The 18,460-nt window shown below is 72.5% G+C and carries 14 protein-coding genes and 1 tRNA gene; 11 read left to right on the plus strand and 4 right to left on the minus strand.

Annotated features, from left to right (window positions below):
- Window positions 1–59: 59 nt before the first annotated feature.
- The gene (locus ACFQU4_RS01555; protein WP_377485981.1) at window positions 60–2,813 is read right to left on the minus strand and encodes an AAA family ATPase; all 2,754 of its coding nucleotides are present in this window, start codon (window positions 2,811–2,813) and stop codon (window positions 60–62) included.
- Window positions 2,814–2,955: 142 nt separating this feature from the next.
- Here ACFQU4_RS01555 and ACFQU4_RS01560 point away from each other — a divergent pair, with 142 nt between their 5' ends.
- Window positions 2,956–4,041: a class I SAM-dependent methyltransferase gene (locus ACFQU4_RS01560; RefSeq protein WP_377485983.1), complete on the plus strand. Its 1,086-nt coding sequence runs from the start codon at window positions 2,956–2,958 to the stop codon at window positions 4,039–4,041.
- 13 nt (window positions 4,042–4,054) lie between these two features.
- Here the strand turns inward: ACFQU4_RS01560 and ACFQU4_RS01565 are convergent.
- Window positions 4,055–4,140 (minus strand) — tRNA-Leu (locus ACFQU4_RS01565).
- Between the two features lie 123 nt (window positions 4,141–4,263).
- On the opposite strand from ACFQU4_RS01565, the gene ACFQU4_RS01570 reads away from it, so the two are divergent.
- The 3 genes from ACFQU4_RS01570 to ACFQU4_RS01580 are packed head-to-tail and all read left to right on the plus strand — an operon-like array spanning window position 4,264 to window position 6,572.
- On the plus strand, window positions 4,264–4,989 hold the full coding sequence (locus tag ACFQU4_RS01570; RefSeq protein WP_377485985.1) for a VIT family protein: 726 nt from the start codon (window positions 4,264–4,266) through the stop codon (window positions 4,987–4,989).
- Between the two features lie 47 nt (window positions 4,990–5,036).
- The gene (locus tag ACFQU4_RS01575; RefSeq protein ID WP_377485987.1) at window positions 5,037–6,347 is read left to right on the plus strand and encodes a M20/M25/M40 family metallo-hydrolase; all 1,311 of its coding nucleotides are present in this window, start codon (window positions 5,037–5,039) and stop codon (window positions 6,345–6,347) included.
- 24 nt (window positions 6,348–6,371) lie between these two features.
- Window positions 6,372–6,572, plus strand: a complete 201-nt coding sequence (locus tag ACFQU4_RS01580; protein ID WP_377485989.1) for a DUF5703 family protein — start codon at window positions 6,372–6,374, stop codon at window positions 6,570–6,572.
- On the opposite strand, the gene ACFQU4_RS01585 is transcribed toward ACFQU4_RS01580, so the two are convergent.
- Window positions 6,544–7,236 carry a GntR family transcriptional regulator gene (locus ACFQU4_RS01585; protein WP_377485991.1) on the minus strand — a complete coding sequence of 231 codons (693 nt, stop codon included), beginning with the start codon at window positions 7,234–7,236 and terminating at the stop codon, window positions 6,544–6,546. The two genes, ACFQU4_RS01580 and ACFQU4_RS01585, sit on opposite strands and share 29 nt — an antisense overlap.
- 147 nt (window positions 7,237–7,383) lie before the next feature.
- On the opposite strand from ACFQU4_RS01585, the gene urtA reads away from it, so the two are divergent.
- From urtA to atzF, 7 genes are read left to right on the plus strand one after another with little or no spacing between them, the layout of a single operon-like run.
- Window positions 7,384–8,640, plus strand: coding sequence for an urea ABC transporter substrate-binding protein (gene urtA, locus ACFQU4_RS01590; protein ID WP_377485993.1), 1,257 nt, complete (start codon window positions 7,384–7,386; stop codon window positions 8,638–8,640).
- 13 nt (window positions 8,641–8,653) lie between these two features.
- On the plus strand, window positions 8,654–9,544 hold the full coding sequence (gene urtB / locus ACFQU4_RS01595) for an urea ABC transporter permease subunit UrtB (RefSeq protein ID WP_377485995.1): 891 nt from the start codon (window positions 8,654–8,656) through the stop codon (window positions 9,542–9,544).
- On the plus strand, window positions 9,541–10,632 hold the full coding sequence (gene urtC / locus ACFQU4_RS01600; protein ID WP_377485997.1) for an urea ABC transporter permease subunit UrtC: 1,092 nt from the start codon (window positions 9,541–9,543) through the stop codon (window positions 10,630–10,632). Before urtB ends, urtC begins: the two co-directional genes overlap by 4 nt.
- Window positions 10,632–11,432, plus strand: a complete 801-nt coding sequence (locus tag ACFQU4_RS01605) for an ABC transporter ATP-binding protein (RefSeq protein ID WP_377485999.1) — start codon at window positions 10,632–10,634, stop codon at window positions 11,430–11,432. Before urtC ends, ACFQU4_RS01605 begins: the two co-directional genes overlap by 1 nt.
- Complete coding sequence (locus ACFQU4_RS01610; protein WP_377486001.1) at window positions 11,432–12,118, plus strand: ATP-binding cassette domain-containing protein; 687 nt, start codon at window positions 11,432–11,434, stop codon at window positions 12,116–12,118. The genes ACFQU4_RS01605 and ACFQU4_RS01610 overlap by 1 nt, the downstream gene beginning before the upstream one ends.
- Window positions 12,119–12,139: 21 nt before the next feature.
- Entirely contained in the window at window positions 12,140–15,754 is a 3,615-nt protein-coding gene (gene uca / locus ACFQU4_RS01615; RefSeq protein ID WP_377486003.1) for an urea carboxylase, read from the plus strand.
- Window positions 15,751–17,451 carry an allophanate hydrolase gene (gene atzF / locus ACFQU4_RS01620; protein ID WP_377486005.1) on the plus strand — a complete coding sequence of 567 codons (1,701 nt, stop codon included), beginning with the start codon at window positions 15,751–15,753 and terminating at the stop codon, window positions 17,449–17,451. The genes uca and atzF overlap by 4 nt, the downstream gene beginning before the upstream one ends.
- A 10-nt stretch (window positions 17,452–17,461) precedes the next feature.
- On the opposite strand, the gene ACFQU4_RS01625 is transcribed toward atzF, so the two are convergent.
- Window positions 17,462–18,451 carry an aldo/keto reductase gene (locus ACFQU4_RS01625; RefSeq protein WP_377486007.1) on the minus strand — a complete coding sequence of 330 codons (990 nt, stop codon included), beginning with the start codon at window positions 18,449–18,451 and terminating at the stop codon, window positions 17,462–17,464.
- Between the last annotated feature and the right edge of the window lie 9 nt (window positions 18,452–18,460).

Below are 18,460 nucleotides of genomic sequence, written 5' to 3' on the forward strand. Positions count from 1 at the left end.
CGGGCCGACGGGGTGACCCGTCCGGGGGAGTACGGCCTTCCGGTACGCCCTCGCCGGGATCAGGGCGTGCGGAGCCGGATCTGGTCGCGGAGCTCGGCCCGGGAGGTGATGCCGAGCTTCGTGTAGACGTGGCGGAGGTGGTACTCCACCGTCTTCGGGCTGAGGAACAGGGCCGCGGCCGCCTCCCGGGTGGTCCGGCCGTCGGCCAGCAGCAGCGCGATCTGCAGCTCGCGCGCGGTCAGTTCCAGCACCGGCCCGAGGCTGCGCCGGTGGGCGGTGACCCCGGTCGCGTTGAGCTCGGTCAGGGCGGCCTCGGCCCACACCGCCGCCCCGAGCCGCTCGAACGTGGTCAGCGCCGACTGGAGTTGTTCCCGCGCGGCGACCCGGCGCCGGCTCCGGCGCAGCAGCTGCCCGACGACGAGGCGGGTCCTGGCCTCCTCGAAACGGTCCAGGGTCCGGCCGTGCAACGCCAGCGCACGGGCCAGCAGCCCGGTCAGCTCGGCCGGCTCGGCGAGCAGGGCCCGCACCCGGATCGCCCGGGCCTGCGACCAGGGCTGGCCCTTCCGCTCGGCGGCGGCCAGGTAGTCCGGTGCGACCGCGCGGGCCTCGGCGGTCCGGCCGCTCCGGGTCAGGCCCTCGACCAGCTCCGGAACGGGTGACAGGTCGACGTCCAGCACACCGCGGTCGCGCAGCCAGGTGTCGAGGGCCCGGAAGGATTCGACGGCGGCCTCGGACCGGCCCAGCGACAGCTCGAGCTCGGCCCGGGCGAACCGGATCCAGGCGGTCGCCATGTGCAGGTCGCGCGTCTCGGCGAGCCGCAGCGCCTCCGCGCCGTGGCGCTCGCTCTCCTCGGTCCGGCCCAGCCGGGCCAGCAGCCAGCCGAGCCCGGCCAGCGCGGCGCCGAGTTCGGTGTCCTGGCCGAACTCGCGGGCCAGCGCGACCGCCTCCCCGTAGCCCGCCTCGGCCCGGGTCCAGCGGTCGGTGGTCGCGTCGTCCCGGGCCAGATGCCAGAGCAGGTGGGGCAGTGCGCCGATCGCGGACGCCCGCCGCCGCAGGTCGACCGCCTGGGCGACCAGGTCCCGGCCGCCGTCGCTCTCGCGCAGGAACAGCGGCCCGAGCACCTCCCAGGCCAGCCGGGCGTCGTTCGCGCCGCCGAGTACGGACAGCCGGGCCACGCCCGCCCGGATCATCGCGGCTCCCGGCTCCCCGGCGACGATCCGCGCCATCCCGACGGCCATCGACGCCACCGCGGCGGCCCGGTCGCCATCGGCACCGTCACGGGTCCCGTCGCCCCGCTCGGCGAGCAGCCGCTCCAACCGGTCCGCCGCCGTACGGGCCCCGGCGATGTCCAGCAGCATGAAGCAGAGATCCACGGCGTCGGCGTACAGCACCAAGGCCTCGTCCGGAGCCTGCACGCGGACGGCGTCGGCGGCCCGGAACAGCAGGTCCCGGGCCTGCCGGAGGGAACCGCCGCGGGCCGTCGCCAGCCCGGCCAGCCCGAGCGCCCGGGCCCGGGACGCCGCCGACGGGTCGTACTGGACCGCCTGCTCGGCCAGCTCGACGGCCAGCCGGTCGTCGCCGGCGAACCAGGCCGCCTCGGCCGCCTGCAGGAACCGGTCCGCCCGGGCCTCGTGCCGCGGCGACAACCGGGCCGCCCGGGCCAGGGCTCCCGCGGCGACGGCGTACGCGCCCCGGTCCGCGGCCCGCCGACCGACGGCGGCCAGCCCCGCGGCGACCGGCTCCGCGGTGCCCAGGGTCGCGGCGCTCAACTGCCAGGCCCGGCGGTCCTCGTCGCCACTGGGCAGAGCCGCCGCGACCAACCGGTGCGCCCACCGCCGCTCGGCGCCGGCGGCCGCGGAGTAGACGGCGGACCGCATCAGCGAGTGCTGGAAGACGACCTCGTTCTCGGTCGCCCGGACGAGACCGGCGGCCTCGGCCCGCTCCAGGGCGGTCAGGTCGAGGCCCTCGCCGGCGCAGATCCGGGCCACCAGGGCCAGGTCCCCGTCGGCCACCGCGGCGAGCAGTAGGACCGAGCGGTCGCCCGCCGCCAGGTCGGACAGCCGGCGCCCGAACGTCTCGGCGACGACGGCCGGCACCGGCAGCGGGATCCCGTCCGGCCGATCGTCGGCGCGGGCCGGGTCCCGGGCCAGTTCCCGGATCGCCAGCGGGTTGCCGCCCGCGAGCCGGATCACCCGGTCCCGGCGGGCCGTCGTCAGCGGCGCCGGCGCGCTCGCCGCGGCCAGCATCGCCGCGGCGTCGTCGTCGAGCCCGGCCAGCCGCAGCCGCGGCAGGTCGCCGGCGGACCACGGCGGCTCGTCGGCGGTACGGCTGGCCGCGAGCACGAACACCGGATCGGCGAGCAGCCGGCGCCCGGTAAAGGCGATCGCCTCGGCCGAGGCCCGGTCGACCCAGTGGGCGTCGTCGACGACGAGGCCGACCGGCCCGGCCTCGGCCGCCTGGGTGACCAGGGTGAGGACGCCGGCGCAGACGGCGAACCGGTCGACGGCGCCGCCGTGCCGCAGCGACAGGGCGATGCCGAGCGCCTCGGCCTGCGGCTCCGGCAGCAGGTCGAGCCGGTCCAGCAGCGGGCGGAGCAGTCCGGCCAGCCCGGCGAACGGCAGGTCCTGCTCGGTCTCGCTGCCGGCCACCCGGAGCAGTTGGAAGGCGGTGGCCCGGCTGCTCGCGTACTCCAACAGGCGGGTCTTGCCGATGCCCGCCTCGCCGGTCAGCAGCAGGGCTCCGCCGCGGCTCACGGCGGCGTCGGTGAGCAGCGCGTCGACCGCGCGCTGTTCGGCCCCCCGCCCTATCAGCATGTCCGTCGAGTCTAGGGATCCCTGGGCTGTAGCGGGCCAAGATCGACATTCCTAGGTGGCTGCCCTGATGCGAGCCGAGGCGGCCGAGGCCGACGCTCGATCACGGGCCCGGACGGACCGGGCACCAAGATCGACTGGAGAAATGATCATGACTGCTACCGAAGCCCGACCCGCCCTGGACGAGGAGAAGCTGATGGGCTTCGTCTTCCGCGCGGTCGACGAGGTCGGCGCGACGCTCAACTGTGCGCTCGTCGTGATGGGTGATCGACTCGGCTACTACCGGGCGCTCGCCGAACACGGCCCGCTGGATGCTCCCGGACTGGCCCGGATCACCGGAACCGGGGAGAAGTACGCCCGGGAATGGCTCAACGCCCAGGCCGCCGGCAGCTTCGTCGGCTACGACCCGGGCACCGGCCGGTACACCCTGCCGCCCGAGCACGCGGTCGCCCTGACCGACGAGTCGTCCCCGGTCTTCCTGCCGGGCATGTTCCAGATCGCCTTCGGGACCGTACGCGACGCCGACCGCATCTTCGAGCTGGCCCGGGACGGCGACGGGCTCGGCTGGGGCGATCACAACACCGACGTCCACGACGGCTGCGAGCGCTTCTTCCGGCCCGGCTACGCCGCCAACCTGGTCGCCGGTTGGCTGCCCGCCCTGGACGGCGTGGTCGCGAAGCTGGAGGCGGGCGGCAAGGTCGCCGACCTCGGCTGCGGCCACGGATCCTCCACGATCCTGATGGCGCAGGCCTTTCCGCAGTCCTCGTTCGTCGGCTTCGACGCCCACGCCGGCTCGATCGAGACCGCCCGCCGGCGGGCCGCGGAGGCCGGCGTCGCGGACCGGATCACCTTCGTCGCCGAGCCGGCCACCGGCTTCTCCGGGACCGGGTACGACCTGGTGACCACGTTCGATGCGCTGCACGACATGGGTGATCCGGTCGGTGCCGCGCGGCGGGTCGCCGGTGCGCTCGCCCCGGACGGGACCTGGATGGTCGTCGAGCCGGCGGCCGGGGACCGGGTCGAGGACAACCTCAATCCGGTCGGCCGGGCCTACTACGGGTTCTCCACCCTGCTCTGCACGCCGGCGTCGCTGTCCCAGGAGGTCGGGCTGGCGATCGGCACCCAGGCCGGGCCGGCGAAGATCAACGACATCGTGGCGGCGGCCGGTTTCGGCAGGTTCCGGATCGCGGCGCAGACGCCGTTCAACAACGTGCTGGAGATCCGACCATGAGCCGGTCTTACTGTGTCCGAGAGGGGACTTGAACCCCTACGCCCTATAACGGGCACTAGCACCTCAAGCTAGCGCGTCTACCAATTCCGCCACCCGGACCAGGCTGGTGTGAACAGCGCCTGAACTATAGCAACCGAGAGCCCCTGAACGACAACTCGTTCCATGGGTGAGCCAGGCCTTCCTTTCTGGAATGGTTCAAGAAAACCGGTTACGGTGCTGGGTATGACCGAATCGACCGTGCCCGAGGCCGCCGCGAACCACGACGAGCCGCACGGTCAGGGCCTCCAGCAGAGGCTCAACTGGCTCCGGGCCGGCGTGCTCGGGGCGAACGACGGGATCGTGTCCACCGCGGCGCTGGTGGTCGGCGTCGCGGGGGCCACGACCGAGCGTGGGCCGATCCTGATCGCCGGCCTGGCCGGCCTGATCGCCGGCGCGCTGTCGATGGCGGCCGGCGAGTACGTTTCCGTCAGCACCCAGCGCGACACCGAACGGGCGCTGATCGCCAAGGAGCGCGACGAGTTGCGGACGATGCCGGAACAGGAGCTCGACGAGCTCACCCAGCTCTACCGGGACAAGGGCCTGTCGCCGGAGCTGGCCCGCCAGGTCGCCGTCGAGCTCACCGAGAAGGACGCGCTGAAGGCGCACCTCGACGTCGAGCTCAACCTGGACGCCGACGACGTGGCCAACCCGTGGACCGCCGCGATCGCGTCGGCGGTCTCGTTCAGCGTCGGCGCGCTGCTGCCGCTGCTGGCGATCCTGTTGTCGCCGGAGGCGATCCGGGTGCCGGTGACGTTCGGTGCCGTCGTCGTCGCGCTCGGCCTGACCGGGGCGATCAGCTCCCGGCTGGGCGGCGCGGTGACCTCGCGTGCGGTGATCAGGAACGTCCTCGGCGGCGCGCTGGCCATGATCATCACGTACGTGGTCGGACGGCTCGTCGGCGGCGCCTGAGGTCAGTGCCTGAGGCCCGCGCCGTGCCGGATGGCAGGATGGCGGCCATGGACCACCGACCGGATGCCGAGGTCGTCGAGATCTGCCGCGACCTGATCAGGATCGACACCACCAACTTCGGCCCGCAGCCCGGACCGGGGGAGCGGGCCGCCGCGGAGCACGTGGCCGGCCTGCTCGACGAGGTCGGGATCTCCTCCGAGATCTTCGAGGCCGGGCCGAAACGCGCCTCGCTGATCGCGGACTGGGCGCCGGAGGGTGTCGACACCTCCGTGACGCCGTTGTTGATCCACGGGCACCTCGACGTGGTGCCGGCGAACGCCGACGACTGGACCCACCACCCGTTCGCCGGCGAGATCGCCGACGGCTGCGTGTGGGGCCGCGGCGCGGTCGACATGAAGGACTTCGACGCCATGGTGCTGAGCGTGATCCGGGCCCGGGCCCGGGCCGGCGTGGCGCCGCGGCGGCCGATCAAGCTGGTCCTCACCGCCGACGAGGAGGCCGGCAGTCACTACGGTGCGCACTGGCTCGTTGATCATCACCGGGACCGGCTGGAGGGCTGCACCGAGGCCATCGGCGAGGTGGGTGGCTTCTCGCTCTCCGTACGCGATGATCTTCGGCTCTACCTGATCCAGACCGCCGAGAAGGGCATCGCCTGGCTGCGCCTGATCGCCGACGGCACGGCCGGCCACGGCTCGATGCGCAACGACGACAACGCGGTCACCGAGCTGGCGGCCGCGGTGGCCCGGATCGGCGCGTACGACTGGCCGCACAAGATCACCGAGGCGCAGCGGGCGTTCCTCGACGCGGTGTCCGAGGCCCTGGAGGTGGAGCTCGATCCGGACCAGGCCGAGGAGACGCTGGCCAAGCTGGGCAGCATCTCCCGGATGATCGGCGCCACGATGTCGAACACCACCAACCCGACCATGCTCACCGCGGGCTACAAGCACAACGTGATCCCCGGCCGGGCCGAGGCCGCGATCGACGGCCGGTTCGTGCCGGGCGGCCGGGAGGAGTTCCTGGCCACGATCAAGGACCTGGTCGGCGACAAGATCACGATCGAGATGGACACCCTGCAGCCGTCGGTGGAGACCGAGTTCTCCGGCGCGCTGGTCGAGGCGATGCAGCAGAGCCTGTCCGCCGAGGACCCGGGAGCCCGCGCGGTGCCGTACCTGATGAGCGGCGGGACCGACGCCAAGGCCTGGGACCGGATGGGGATCCGCTGCTTCGGCTTCGCGCCGCTCCGGCTGCCCGCGGACCTCGACTTCGTCGGCATGTTCCACGGGGTCGACGAGCGGGTCCCGACCGACGCACTGGAATTCGGCGCCCGGGTACTGGACCGATTCCTGGCCACTGCCTGAACATTCCGAATATCCTGGTGGTCGATGAGTAAACGTCAGGTGGAGTACCAGGTCCAGCGGGTCCGGCTGGACCGGACGGTCTCCCGCAACGCGGTCCGGAAGCTGCTCACCGACCACGCCGAGTACGGCGGCTGGGAACTGACCCGGCTCCGCCGCTACTGGGACGGCAGCCGCGAGATCTGGATCCGGCGCAAGATCATTCCGGCGGTCGCGACTCTCGAGTGACGTGATCGAGTTCGTCCTGCGTCTGCAGGACGTGCTCGCGGACGAGCTCCCTGACCTGGGCGTCGGCCCTGCGCCGGATGGCCGCGACGATGGTCCGGTGCTCCTCGACGGAGCGGGCGTGCCGAGCCGTCGCGACGGCGGAGAAGTAGAACCGGGTCCGTGCGTTGAGTGACCGTACGTGCGCCGCCAGCAAGGCGTTCTGGCTGGCCTCGCCGACGGCACTGTGGAACTCGGCGTTGAGCCTCGCGAACTCGATCGGGTCGGCGGTCCGCTCCTGTTCGGTGACGACCGCCTCCATGATCGACAACTGCTCGGCGCTGCGTCGCTGCGCGGCCAGCTCGGCGGAGTACGGCTCGACCTGGGCCCGCAACTCGAAGAGGTCCGCCAGCTCCTGCTGACTGCGGGACCGGACGAACGCGCCCTGGTGCGGGCGGAGCAGCACCCAGCCGTCCGCGGCCAGCGCCCGGATGGCCTCCCGGAGCGGGATGTGGCTCACGCCGAGGTGCCGGCCCAGATGATCGGCGTTCAGCCGTACGCCCTCGGGCAGGTCGCCGCGCAGGATGGATTCCCGGATCAGTTCGCGGATCCGGTCAGCCGTGTCGCCGACGCCGCCCCGAGGGAGCGCGGGCAGCCGGCTGAGATCGACCTGGGACGTCACGGACACGCCTTCATCCTATAGGGAAGCTGGTCGATCACCTTCGTTACGTGACAGAAACACACTGTTACGCGGCTGCAGCAGGGCGATGATCCTATAGGAACTGCTCGGGCCGTTCGGTCCACTCACGGCAACACCGGCAGAGATGGGGGAACCATGAAGGCATCGTTCCGGCTGGCATCGGGGATCAGTGCGGCCCTCGCGGCCACGCTGCTGTTCACCGGATGCGGGGCCAAGGTCGGCGAGGCCGGATCGGCGGGGACGGCGACGTCCTGCGTCGACACCTCCGGCGCGACGATCAAGATCGGCTTCCTCAACTCGCTGTCCGGCACCATGGCGATCAGCGAGAAGACGGTCAACGATGCACTCAACCTGGCCGCCGAGGAGATCAACGCGGCTGGCGGGGTGCAGGGCAAGCAACTGCAGCTGGTCACCGAGGACGGCGCGTCGGAGCCGACCAGCTTCGCCGAGAAGGCCACCAAGTTGATCAAGAGCGACTGCGTCGCCGCGGTCTTCGGCGGCTGGACGTCGGCCTCCCGGAAGGCGATGCTGCCGGTCTTCGAGTCGAACAACTCGCTGCTCTTCTACCCGGTGCAGTACGAGGGCCTGGAGGCGTCCAAGAACATCTTCTACAGCGGCGCCACCACCAATCAGCAGATCATCCCGGCCCTGGACTACCTCAAGGAGTCCGGCGTGAAGAGCCTGTTCCTGGTCGGCAGCGACTACGTCTTCCCGCGCACCGCGAACAAGATCATCAAGGCTTACGCCGAGGCGAACGGGATCGAGATCCTCGGCGAGGAGTACACGCCGCTCGGCGACACCGAGTTCTCCACCATCGTCAACAAGGTGGCGAGCGCCGACGCGGACGCCGTCTTCAACACGCTCAACGGTGACTCCAATGTCGCGTTCTTCAAGCAGTACAGCAATGTCGGGCTGACCGCGGAGAAGATGCCGGTGCTCTCGGTGTCGATCGCCGAGGAGGAGGTCCAGGGCATCGGCAAGCAGGTGCTGGCCGGCCAGCTGACCGCCTGGAACTACTACCAGACCGTCGACAGCTCCGCGAACGAGAAGTTCGTCGCCGCGTTCCAGAAGGCGTACGGAGCCGACCGGGTCACCTCCGACCCGATGGAGGCGGCCTACACCTCGCTGTATCTGTGGAAGGGCATGGTGGAGAAGGCCGGCTCGTTCGACGTGGCCGCGGTGCAGGGTGCCGCCGGTGGGGTCACCTTCGAGGCCCCGGAGGGCCCGGTGACGGTGAACGGCGACAACCACCACCTGGCCAAGACGGCGCTGATCGGCAAGATCAACGGCGACTCCGGGCTGATCGACGTGGTCTGGAGCTCGGGCAAGCCGATCGAGCCGGATCCGTTCCTGGAGAGCTACGACTGGGCCAAGTCCCTGAACGCCAACTGAGCCGGCGCCGATCATGATCACCGCAGTCTCGCAGGGCTTCGCCGGTCTGAGCCTGGCCTCGATCCTGTTGCTGATCGCGCTCGGACTGGTGCTGACGTTCGGCCAGATGGGCGTGATCAACATGGCGCACGGCGAGTTCATCATGGCGGGGGCGTACACCGCTTTCGTGCTGCAGCAGGTGATCGGGGCGCCCGGGGTGTCGCTGCTGGTCGCGCTGCCGGTGTCGTTCCTGATCGGCGGGGCGCTCGGGCTGCTGCTCGAGATGACCCTGCTGCACCGGATGTACCACCGGCCGCTGGACACCCTGCTGGTCACCTGGGGAGTCTCGCTGATCTTGCAGCAGGTGGCCCGGGACGTCTTCGGCGCACCGAACGTCGACGTCGCGGCGCCGGCCTGGCTGTCCGGCGCGGTGACCGTGCTGGGCGCGGAGGTGCCGCGGTCCCGGGTGTTCATCCTGCTGCTGGCCGCGGCCGCTGTGATCGTCCTGGCCCTGGTGATCAGGCTGACCAGCCTGGGCCGCCGGATCCGTGCCACGGTGGAGAACCGCTCGCTCGCCGAGACCTCCGGCATCGGCACCCGCTCGGTCGACCGCCGGTCGTTCTTCATCGGTTCCGGCCTGGCCGGGATCGCCGGGGTCGCGCTGAGCCAGATCGGGTCGATCGGCCCGACCCTGGGCACCGGCTACATCGTCGACGCCTTCCTGGTCGTCGTGGTGGGCGGCATCGGGCAGCTCCGCGGCGCGATCCTGGCCGCGCTCGCGCTGGGCCTGCTCCGGGCCGGCCTGGAGTTCTGGGACTGGTCCTCGGCGACGCTGGCCCGGGTCGGCGTGTTCGTCGCGATCGTGATCTTCCTCCAGCTCCGGCCGCAGGGGATCTTCACCGTCCGGACCAGGAGCCTGGCATGAGGTTCACTCCAAAGAACGCGCTGCTGGGACGGTTCCGGGACTGGACCGGGCTGGTGATCTTGGCCGCCGTTCTGCTGGCGGCGCCGGCGGTGCTGACCGACTTCCGGCTCGACCTGCTCGGCAAGTACGTCTGCTACGCGATCGTGGCGATCGGCATCGGCCTGGCCTGGGGCAAGGGCGGCATGCTGGTGCTCGGCCAGGGCGTCTACTTCGGCATCGGCGGCTACGCGATGGCGATGCATCTGAAGCTGTCCGACGCCGGTCCGGGCGGGGTGCCGGACTTCATGCAGCTGTACGGGGACGGCCGGCTGCCCTGGTGGTGGGAGCCGTTCCGCAACCCGGCCCTGACCATGATCGCGATCGTGCTGGTGCCGAGCCTGCTGGCCGCCGCCCTGGGCTACGCGACGTTCTCCCGGAAGGTCCGCGGCGCCTACTTCGCGATCCTGTCCCAGGCCCTCGCCGCCGCGTTCGCGATCTTCCTGATCGGCAACCAGGTGAGCACCGGCGGGACCAACGGACTGACCAATTTCCGGTCCTTCTTCGGCTACGACCTGTACGACCCGGCCAACCGGCTGATGCTCTACCTGATCGCCGTCGGGGTGCTGCTGGCGGCCGTGATCGGCTACCGGCAGCTGACCGCCAGCCGGTACGGGGAGCTGCTGGTGGCCTGCCGGGACGCCGAGGACCGGGTCGAGTTCCTCGGCTACTCGCCGGCCATGATCAAGACCACCGGGTACGTGATCGCGGCCCTGCTGGCGTCCGTCGGCGGTGCCCTGTTCGTGCCGATCGTCGGCATCATCTCGCCGGCCGACGTCGGCATCGTGCCCTCGGTCGGCCTGGTGATCGGCGTCGCGATCGGCGGCCGGAACAGCCTGTTCGGGCCGGTGCTCGGGGCGATCGTCGTGGCCTGGGCCGAGACCAGCCTGTCCGAACAGTTCCCGTCGGCGTGGACGTACGCGCAGGGGCTGATGTTCATGATCGTCGTTGCCTTCCTGCCCGGCGGGCTGGCGTCGATCGGCGCCGTGGCCTGGCTCCGGTCGCTGCCCGGGCGGCTGCGGCGCGACGCGACGGAACGGGAGGCGGTCTGATGGCCGAGGACTATCTGCAGCTCGACGACGTCCGGGTCTCGTTCGACGGGTTCGTCGCCCTGGCCGGGGTCGACCTGACCGTCCTGCAGTCCGACCTGCGGTTCCTGATCGGGCCCAACGGCGCCGGCAAGACGACCCTGATCGACGCGATCACCGGACTGACTGCCAGCACGGGCTTGATCGACTTCTCCGGCAACCGGCTGGACGGGCGGCGGGTGGCGCAGATCGCCCGGCTCGGCGTCGGCCGAACCTTCCAGACGGCCAGCCTGTTCGAGGAACTGACGGTGCTGCAGCACCTGGACATCGCGGCCGGTTCGGCCCGCCGGCCGTTGTCGTTGCTCCGCCGGCGCCGTGGCCTGCCGAGCGAACTGGGCGAGGTGCTGGAGCTGATCGGCCTGACCGACCGGGCGGCGACGCCGGCCGGGGTGCTGCCGCACGGCGAGAAGCGCTGGCTGGAGATCGGCATGCTGCTGGCCCAGCGCTCCCGGCTGCTGTTGCTGGACGAGCCGGTGGCCGGGATGAGCGCGGCCGAGAAGGAACGCACCGGTGCGCTGCTGCAGCGGATCGCCGAGGACCGGTCGGTGATCATCGTCGAGCACGACATGGACTTCATGCGGGCGTACGCGAAGTCGGTCAGCGTGCTGGCCCGGGGCCGGGTGCTGGCGGAGGGCACGGTCGCCGAGGTGCAGGCCAACCCCGAGGTCCAACAGGCCTACCTCGGCACTCCGATCCCTGAGCCTGTCGAAGGGCCGGAGCCCGTCGAAGGGCCGGACCAGGTCCTGGCCGGTCGGGAGGCCTGATGTTGATCATGGAAGACATCCGGGTCGGGTACGGCCGGACGGACGTGATCGAGGACGTCACGGTCGAGGTGCCGGCCGACGGCGTGGCCGCGGTGCTCGGCCACAACGGCGCCGGCAAGACCACTCTGCTCCGGGCCGCGGTCGGGCTGCTCCGGCCGCGCGCCGGCAAGGTGACCTTCGACGGCACCGAGATCACCAAGCTGCCGCCGCACCGCCGGGTCCGGCTCGGGATCGCGTACGTCCCGCAGGGCCAGCAGTGCTTCGGCCAGCTGACCGTCGCCGAGAACCTCCGGCTGATCACCGACGGCCGCCGAGGGGCCGGCCGGGACGAGGTGCTGGACATGTTCCCGGCGCTGCGCGGGTTCCTGGACCGGCGGGCCGGGCTGCTCTCGGGCGGCCAGCGGCAGCAGCTGGCCATCGCCCGCGCGCTGCTCACCCGGCCCCGGCTGTTGATCTTGGACGAGCCGACCGAAGGCCTGCAGCCGTCGGTGGTCGCCGAGATCGAGACGATCATCGCCGGCCTGGCCGCCACCGACGGTCTCTCGGTGCTGCTGGTGGAGCAGCAGCTCGGCTTCGCCCTGGAGCTGGCGGACCGCTACACGGTGCTCGCCTCGGGCCGGGTCACCACGGCCGGTCCGGGCGGCGCCGCGGCCGTCGGTGCCGTCCGCGCCGCGCTGACCATCTGAAACGGGAGAGGGGAGACGGCCGTGTTCGAGACGCTGCTGATCGCCAACCGCGGCGAGATCGCCTGCCGGATCATCCGTACCGCGGCGGAGCTCGGCTGCAAGACCGTCGCCGTGTACTCCGACGCCGATGCGACCGCGCCGCACGTCCGGCAGGCCGACGCCGCGGTGCGGCTCGGCCCGGCCGCGCCGACGGAGTCGTACCTGCGCGGGGAGGCGGTGATCGAGGCGGCGCTGGCCACCGGCGCCGGCGCCGTCCATCCGGGTTACGGGTTCCTGTCCGAGCGGGCCGAGTTCGCCGAGGCGGTCCGCGACGCCGGGCTGATCTTCGTCGGCCCGACCCCGGACCAGCTCCGGCTGTTCGGCGACAAGCAGTCGGCCCGGGCCGCCGCCCGTGCCGCCGGGGTGCCGCTCGCGCAGGGCAGCGGAGCGCTCGACTCGGCCGACGCCGCCGTCGCTGCCGCGGAACGGATCGGCTATCCGGTGATGATCAAGGCCGCGGCGGGCGGCGGTGGGATCGGGCTCGCCGTCGCGCGGGATGCCGACGAGGTGATCGCCGGCTACGCCTCGGTGGCCCGGCTGGCCGGGGTCAACTTCGGTAGCGGCGGCATCTTCTGTGAGCGGTACGTGGAGCGCGCCCGGCACGTCGAGGTGCAGCTGTTCGGCGCCGGCGACGGCCGGATGATCACGCTGGGCACCCGGGACTGCACGCTGCAGCGACGGAACCAGAAGGTGATCGAGGAGGCCCCGGCGTTCGGCCTCACCCCGGACCTGGAACGGCGGCTGATCGACTCCGCGGCCGCGCTGACCGGGGCGGTGCGCTACCGGTCGGCCGGCACCGCGGAGTTCCTACTCGACCTGGACCGGGACGAGATCGCTTTCCTGGAAGTGAATTCCCGGCTCCAGGTGGAGCACCCGGTCACCGAGTTGATCACCGGGGTCGACCTGGTCGGCTGGATGATCAGGCTGGCTCAGGGCGACGACGGGATGTTCGACGAGCCGGCGCCCGCGATCACCGGGCACGCCGTCGAGGCCCGGGTCTATGCCGAGGACCCGGCCGCCGACTACCGGCCCAGTGCCGGCCTGCTGACCGAGGTGGTGCTGCCCGGCGACGCGACCTCGGCGACCGGCGAACGGATCCGTACCGACGGCTGGGTCGAGACCGGCTCGGTGATCAGCACCCACTACGACCCGATGCTGGCCAAGATCATCACCGGCGGCCCGGACCGGGCGGCCGCGTACGATCGGCTGGCCGGCGCGCTCGCCGGCACCCGGATCTCCGGCGTGGCCAGCAACCTTGATCAACTCCGGGCGGCCGCCGCCGATCCGTGGATCCGGGACGGCGCGCACACCACGGCCACGCTGGCCCTGATCACCGGCGACCGGGCACCCCGGATCGACGTCCTCCGGGCCGGCGCGCAGACCACCGTGCAGGACCTGCCCGGCCGGCTCGGCTACTGGGAGGTCGGGCTGCCGCCGTCCGGGCCGATGGACGACCTGTCGTTCCGGCTGGCCAATCGGGCCGTCGGCAACCCGGCCGGCGCGCCGGGCCTGGAGCTGACCCTGACCGGGCCACGGCTGCGGTTCGCGACCGATGCCGTGGTCTGTGTCGCCGGGGCCCGGACCGAGGTCACGCTGGACGGCCGACCGTTCCCGATGTGGCGGCCGATCCCCGTACCGGCCGGGTCCGAGCTGGACCTCGGCACGATCGGCGGGCCCGGGCTGCGCAGCTATCTTGCGGTGCGTGGCGGCCTGGCCGTGCCGGACTACCTGGGCAGCGCGGCGACGTTCGCCCTCGGCGGGTTCGGCGGCTACACCGGTGCCGCCGTGGCCGCCGGCGACGTGCTCCGGATCGCCGCACCGGGCCCGGAACTCACCGAACCGGCCCCGGTGCCGCGGGAGGACCGGCCGGAGTTGGTCGAGGAGTGGCAACTCGCCGTCAGCGAGGGACCGCAGCCGGCGCCGGAGTACTTCACAGCCGCCGACCTGGAGCAGTTCTACCGGGTCGCCTGGACCGTCCAGGCGCACGCCAACCGGACCGGGATCCGGCTGTCCGGCCCGCGCCCGGCGTGGGCCCGGCAGGACGGCGGCGAGGCCGGGCTGCATCCGTCCAACCTGCACGACAACGCCTACAGCGTCGGCTCGCTCAACGTCTCCGGCGACACCCCGATCCTGCTCGGGCCGGACGGCCCCAGCCTCGGCGGCTTCGCCTGCCCGCTGACCGTGATCCCGGCCCACCGCTGGAAGCTCGGCCAGATCCGGCCCGGCGACCGGGTCCGGTTCGTCCCCGTCGACGAGCCGGCGGCCGCGGACCTGCGGCAGGCCCCGGAGCGTGCTCGGTCCGTGCTGCCGGAACGGTTCCGGACCGGCGCCGACCATGATCACGGCGTGCTGCACCGGCTGCCGGCCGCGGACGGCCGGCCGGCCGTGACGTACCGGCGCGGCGCGGAGGACAACCTGCTGGTCGAGTACGGCGAGATGATCTTGGACCTGGGGCTGCGGCTGCGGGTGCACGCCCTGACCGCGGCGCTCCGGGAGCAGCAGCTGGACGGCCTGATCGACCTGACCCCCGGAGTCCGGTCGCTGCACCTGCACACGGATCCGGACCGGCTCGGCCTGCGCCGGCTGCTCGGGATCCTGATCGAGCTGGAACGGGACCTGCCCGCCACCGACGACCTGGCCGTGCCGAGCCGGCGGATCCGGTTGCCGCTCTCGTTCGATGACCCGGCGGTGACCGAGGCGATCCACCGCTACCTGACCAGCGTCCGGCCCGAGGCGCCCTGGCTGCCGTCCAACCTCGAGTTCATCCGGCGGATCAACGGACTGGACTCGGTGGACGACGTGGCCAAGATCGTCTTCGGCGCCGACTACCTGGTGCTCGGGCTCGGCGACGTCTACCTGGGCGCCCCGCTGGCGGTGCCGCTGGATCCGCGGCACCGGCTGGTCACCACGAAATACAACCCGGCCCGGACCTGGACCGCCGCCGACACGGTCGGCCTCGGCGGCCAGTACCTCTGCGTGTACGGGATGGACTCGCCCGGTGGCTACCAGCTGATCGGCCGCACCGTGCCGATCTGGTCCGGCTACCGGCAGGCCGGTGCGTTCGAGGCCGGGAAGCCGTGGCTGTTCCGGTTCTTCGACAAGATCAACTGGTATCCGGTCGAGCCGGGCGAGCTGCACGACCTGCGGGCCGAGTTCGCGGCCGGCCGGCTGGAGGTCGAGGTCGACGAGGGCCGGTTCTCGCTGGCCGAGCAGCGCCGGCTGCTGGCCGGCCAGGAGGCGGAGATCGCCGCGTTCCGGGCGAAACAGCAGGCCGCGTTCGACACCGAACGGGAGGCCTGGCGGGCCGCCGGCGAATTCGACGTGACCGAACCGGAGCCGACGGCGTCCGGGCTCGGTGCGGCTGAAGCACCGGACGGGTGCGAGCTGGTCCCGGCGCCGATGGCCGCCGGCGTGTGGCGGATCGGCGTCGAGCCGGGACAAACCATCGAGGCAGGAGAAGTGATCGTGATCTTGGAGGCGATGAAGATGGAACTGCCGGTGATCTCCGACCGCCGGGCCGTGGTCCGCGAGGTGCTGGTCCGGCCGGGTGCGCAGGTCGCGCCCGGCACGCCGCTCGCCGTGATCGAGCCGGCATGAGTACCGCCGTCGCCCGGGTCGGCCGGGCCTTCCGGGCGATCGCTGTCCAGGACCGCAAGGAGATCTGGATCAGCCTCCGCGACGAGGCCGACTGCACCGCCGAGGCGGCTCGGGTGGACGCTCGGGTCGCGGCGGGGGAGCGGCTGCCGCTGGCCGGTCGGCTGCTCGCGGTGAAGGACAACATCGACGTCGCCGGGTTGCCGACGACGGCCGGCTGCCCGAGTTTCGGCTATCCGCCGGCGGCCGACGCGCCGGTGGTGGCCCGGCTGCGCGCGGCCGGGGCGATCGTGATCGGCAAGACCAACCTGGACCAGTTCGCGACCGGGCTGGTCGGCACCCGGAGCCCGTACGGCCCGGTCCGTGGTGCGGTAGACCCGACCCGGATCTCCGGCGGCTCCAGCGCCGGCTCGGCCGTCGCCGTCGCGCTCGGCATGGCCGATCTCGCCCTCGGTACGGACACGGCCGGGTCCGGCCGGGTGCCGGCGGCCTTCCAGGGGCTGATCGGGCTGAAGCCAACCCTCGGTCTGGTCCCCAACACCGGCGTGGTGCCGGCCTGCGTGGACTACGACGCGGTCACCGTCTTCGCCCGGGAGCTCGAGCTCGCGGCCACCGCACTGTCGATCATGGTCGGGCCCGACCCGGCCGACCCGCGGAGCCGGACCTGGCCGGACTCGGTGCCGCTGGACGCGCCGACGGAGCCCCGGATCGGGGTGGCCCAGCAAGATCAACTGGCCGCCCTCACGCCGTCCTACGGGTACGCCTACCGGCGCGCCGTCGACCGGCTGGCCGACCACGGCATGACCGCCGTACCGGTCGAACTGAGCACCCTGCTGGACGCCGCCCTGCTGCTCTACGACGGCGCGATCGTGGCCGAGCGCTACACGGCCGTCGGTGCCTTCCTGGACGAGGATCCGGCCGACGCCGACCCGGTGGTGGCGAAGATCATCCGGGCCGCCGCTGCCGTACCGGCGCATCGGCTGGTGGCCGACACCGAGACGCTGCTGATCGCCCGGCAGCGCGCCGCGGAGCTGTTCTCCGAGGTGGACGCGCTCTACCTGCCGACTACCACCGAGCATCCGACGCTGGCCGAGATCGCGGCCGACCCGGTGGCGATCAACCGGCGGCTCGGCACGTACACGAACTTCTGCAACCTGCTCGACCTGTCCGCGGTGGCGATCCCGGCCGGCGCGGTGGACGGGCTGCCGTTCGGCGCGATGCTGGTCGGCCCCGCGTTCCATGATCAACGACTGCTGGCGCTGGCCGGCCGGCTGCTCGGTACGGCACCGCCGCCGATGATCATCGGCGACACGGTCGACCTGGCCGTGTTCGGCGCGCACCGGCGCGGTCAGCCGCTGAACCCGGAGTTGATCAAGCTCGGCGCCCGCTACGCCGGCGAGGTCTGCACCAGCGACGCGTACCGGCTGGTCGCCCTGGCCACCGAACCCGGCAAGCCCGGCCTGGTCCGGGTCGGCCCCGGCGTGGGCACCCGGATCGGCGGCGAGCGGTGGCAGCTGTCCGTCGGCGCGCTCGGCCGGTTCCTGGCCGCGCTGCCGGCGCCGATGAGCCTGACCCGGGTCGAGCTGCGCGACGGCAGCCAGGTGCTGGGCTTCGGCTGCGCCCAGGACGCCGCCGAGGCGGGGCGCGACATCAGCGACTACGGCGACTGGCCGAGCTACCTGGAGGAGCGCGACGGCTGACCGCGCCGGCTCAGCTGGGGCTGCGGGCCTCGACCGGCTCGGACCGGGCGCTCATCGGGCCGCCGGAGACGTCGTCCAGCGCCGACGCGATCTGGGCCGGCAACTCCTGGTCCTCGACCGCCAGCGCGGGCGTCAGCTGCCCGGAGGTCCGGGCACCGAGCAGCGGCGCGGTCACGCCCGGCGCGTCGCGGACCCAGAGCAGGGCCACCTGGAGCGGGGTCAGGCCGAGCCCGTCGGCTGCCCGTACGACCGCCTCGACGACGGCCCGGGACCGCTGCTCGAGGTAGGGCTCGACGAACCACGAGAAATGATCACTGGCCGCCCGGGAGCCGCGCGGGGTGCTGTTGCGGTACTGGCCGGTCAGCACGCCGCGGCCGAGCGGGGACCAGGGGAAGAACCCGATGCCGAGCGACCGGACCGCCGGCAGCACCTCCACCTCGGCCCGCCGGGCCAGCAGCGAGTACTCCACCTGGGCGCTGGCGATCGGCGTCCGGCCGGGCAGGGCGCGCTGCCAGGTCGCGGCCTGCGCGGTCTGCCAGCCGACGAAGTTGGACACCCCGACGTAGCGCGCCTTGCCCTGCGCCACGGCCAGGTCCAACGCCGCCAGCGATTCCTCCAGCGGCGCCTCGCCCCAGGTGTGCAGCTGCCAGAGGTCGACGTAGTCGGTGCCGAGCCGGCGCAGCGAACCCTCAAGATCACGCAGCAGCGCGCCGCGGGAGGTGTCGACCACCCGCTGGCCGGACCTGATCGCGAAGCCGGCCTTGGTGGCGATGATCACGTCGTCGCGCGGCACCACATCTCCGATCAGCCGCCCGATCAGCCGCTCGGTCTCTCCGGAGCCGTACGCGGCCGCAGTGTCGAGCAGGTTGCCGCCCGCCTCGCAGTACGTCTGCAGCAGCGACCTGGCCTGCTCGGCCGTCGTATCGCGTCCCCAGGTCAGCGTTCCGAGACCCAGTCGCGACACCCGCAGTCCGGTGCTGCCGACCTGGCGCGTTTCCATAGCGCGCCA

Origin of the sequence: Microlunatus sp. GCM10028923 (assembly GCF_042666975.1) — a bacterium.
Classification (GTDB): Bacteria; Actinomycetota; Actinomycetes; order Propionibacteriales; family Propionibacteriaceae; genus Microlunatus.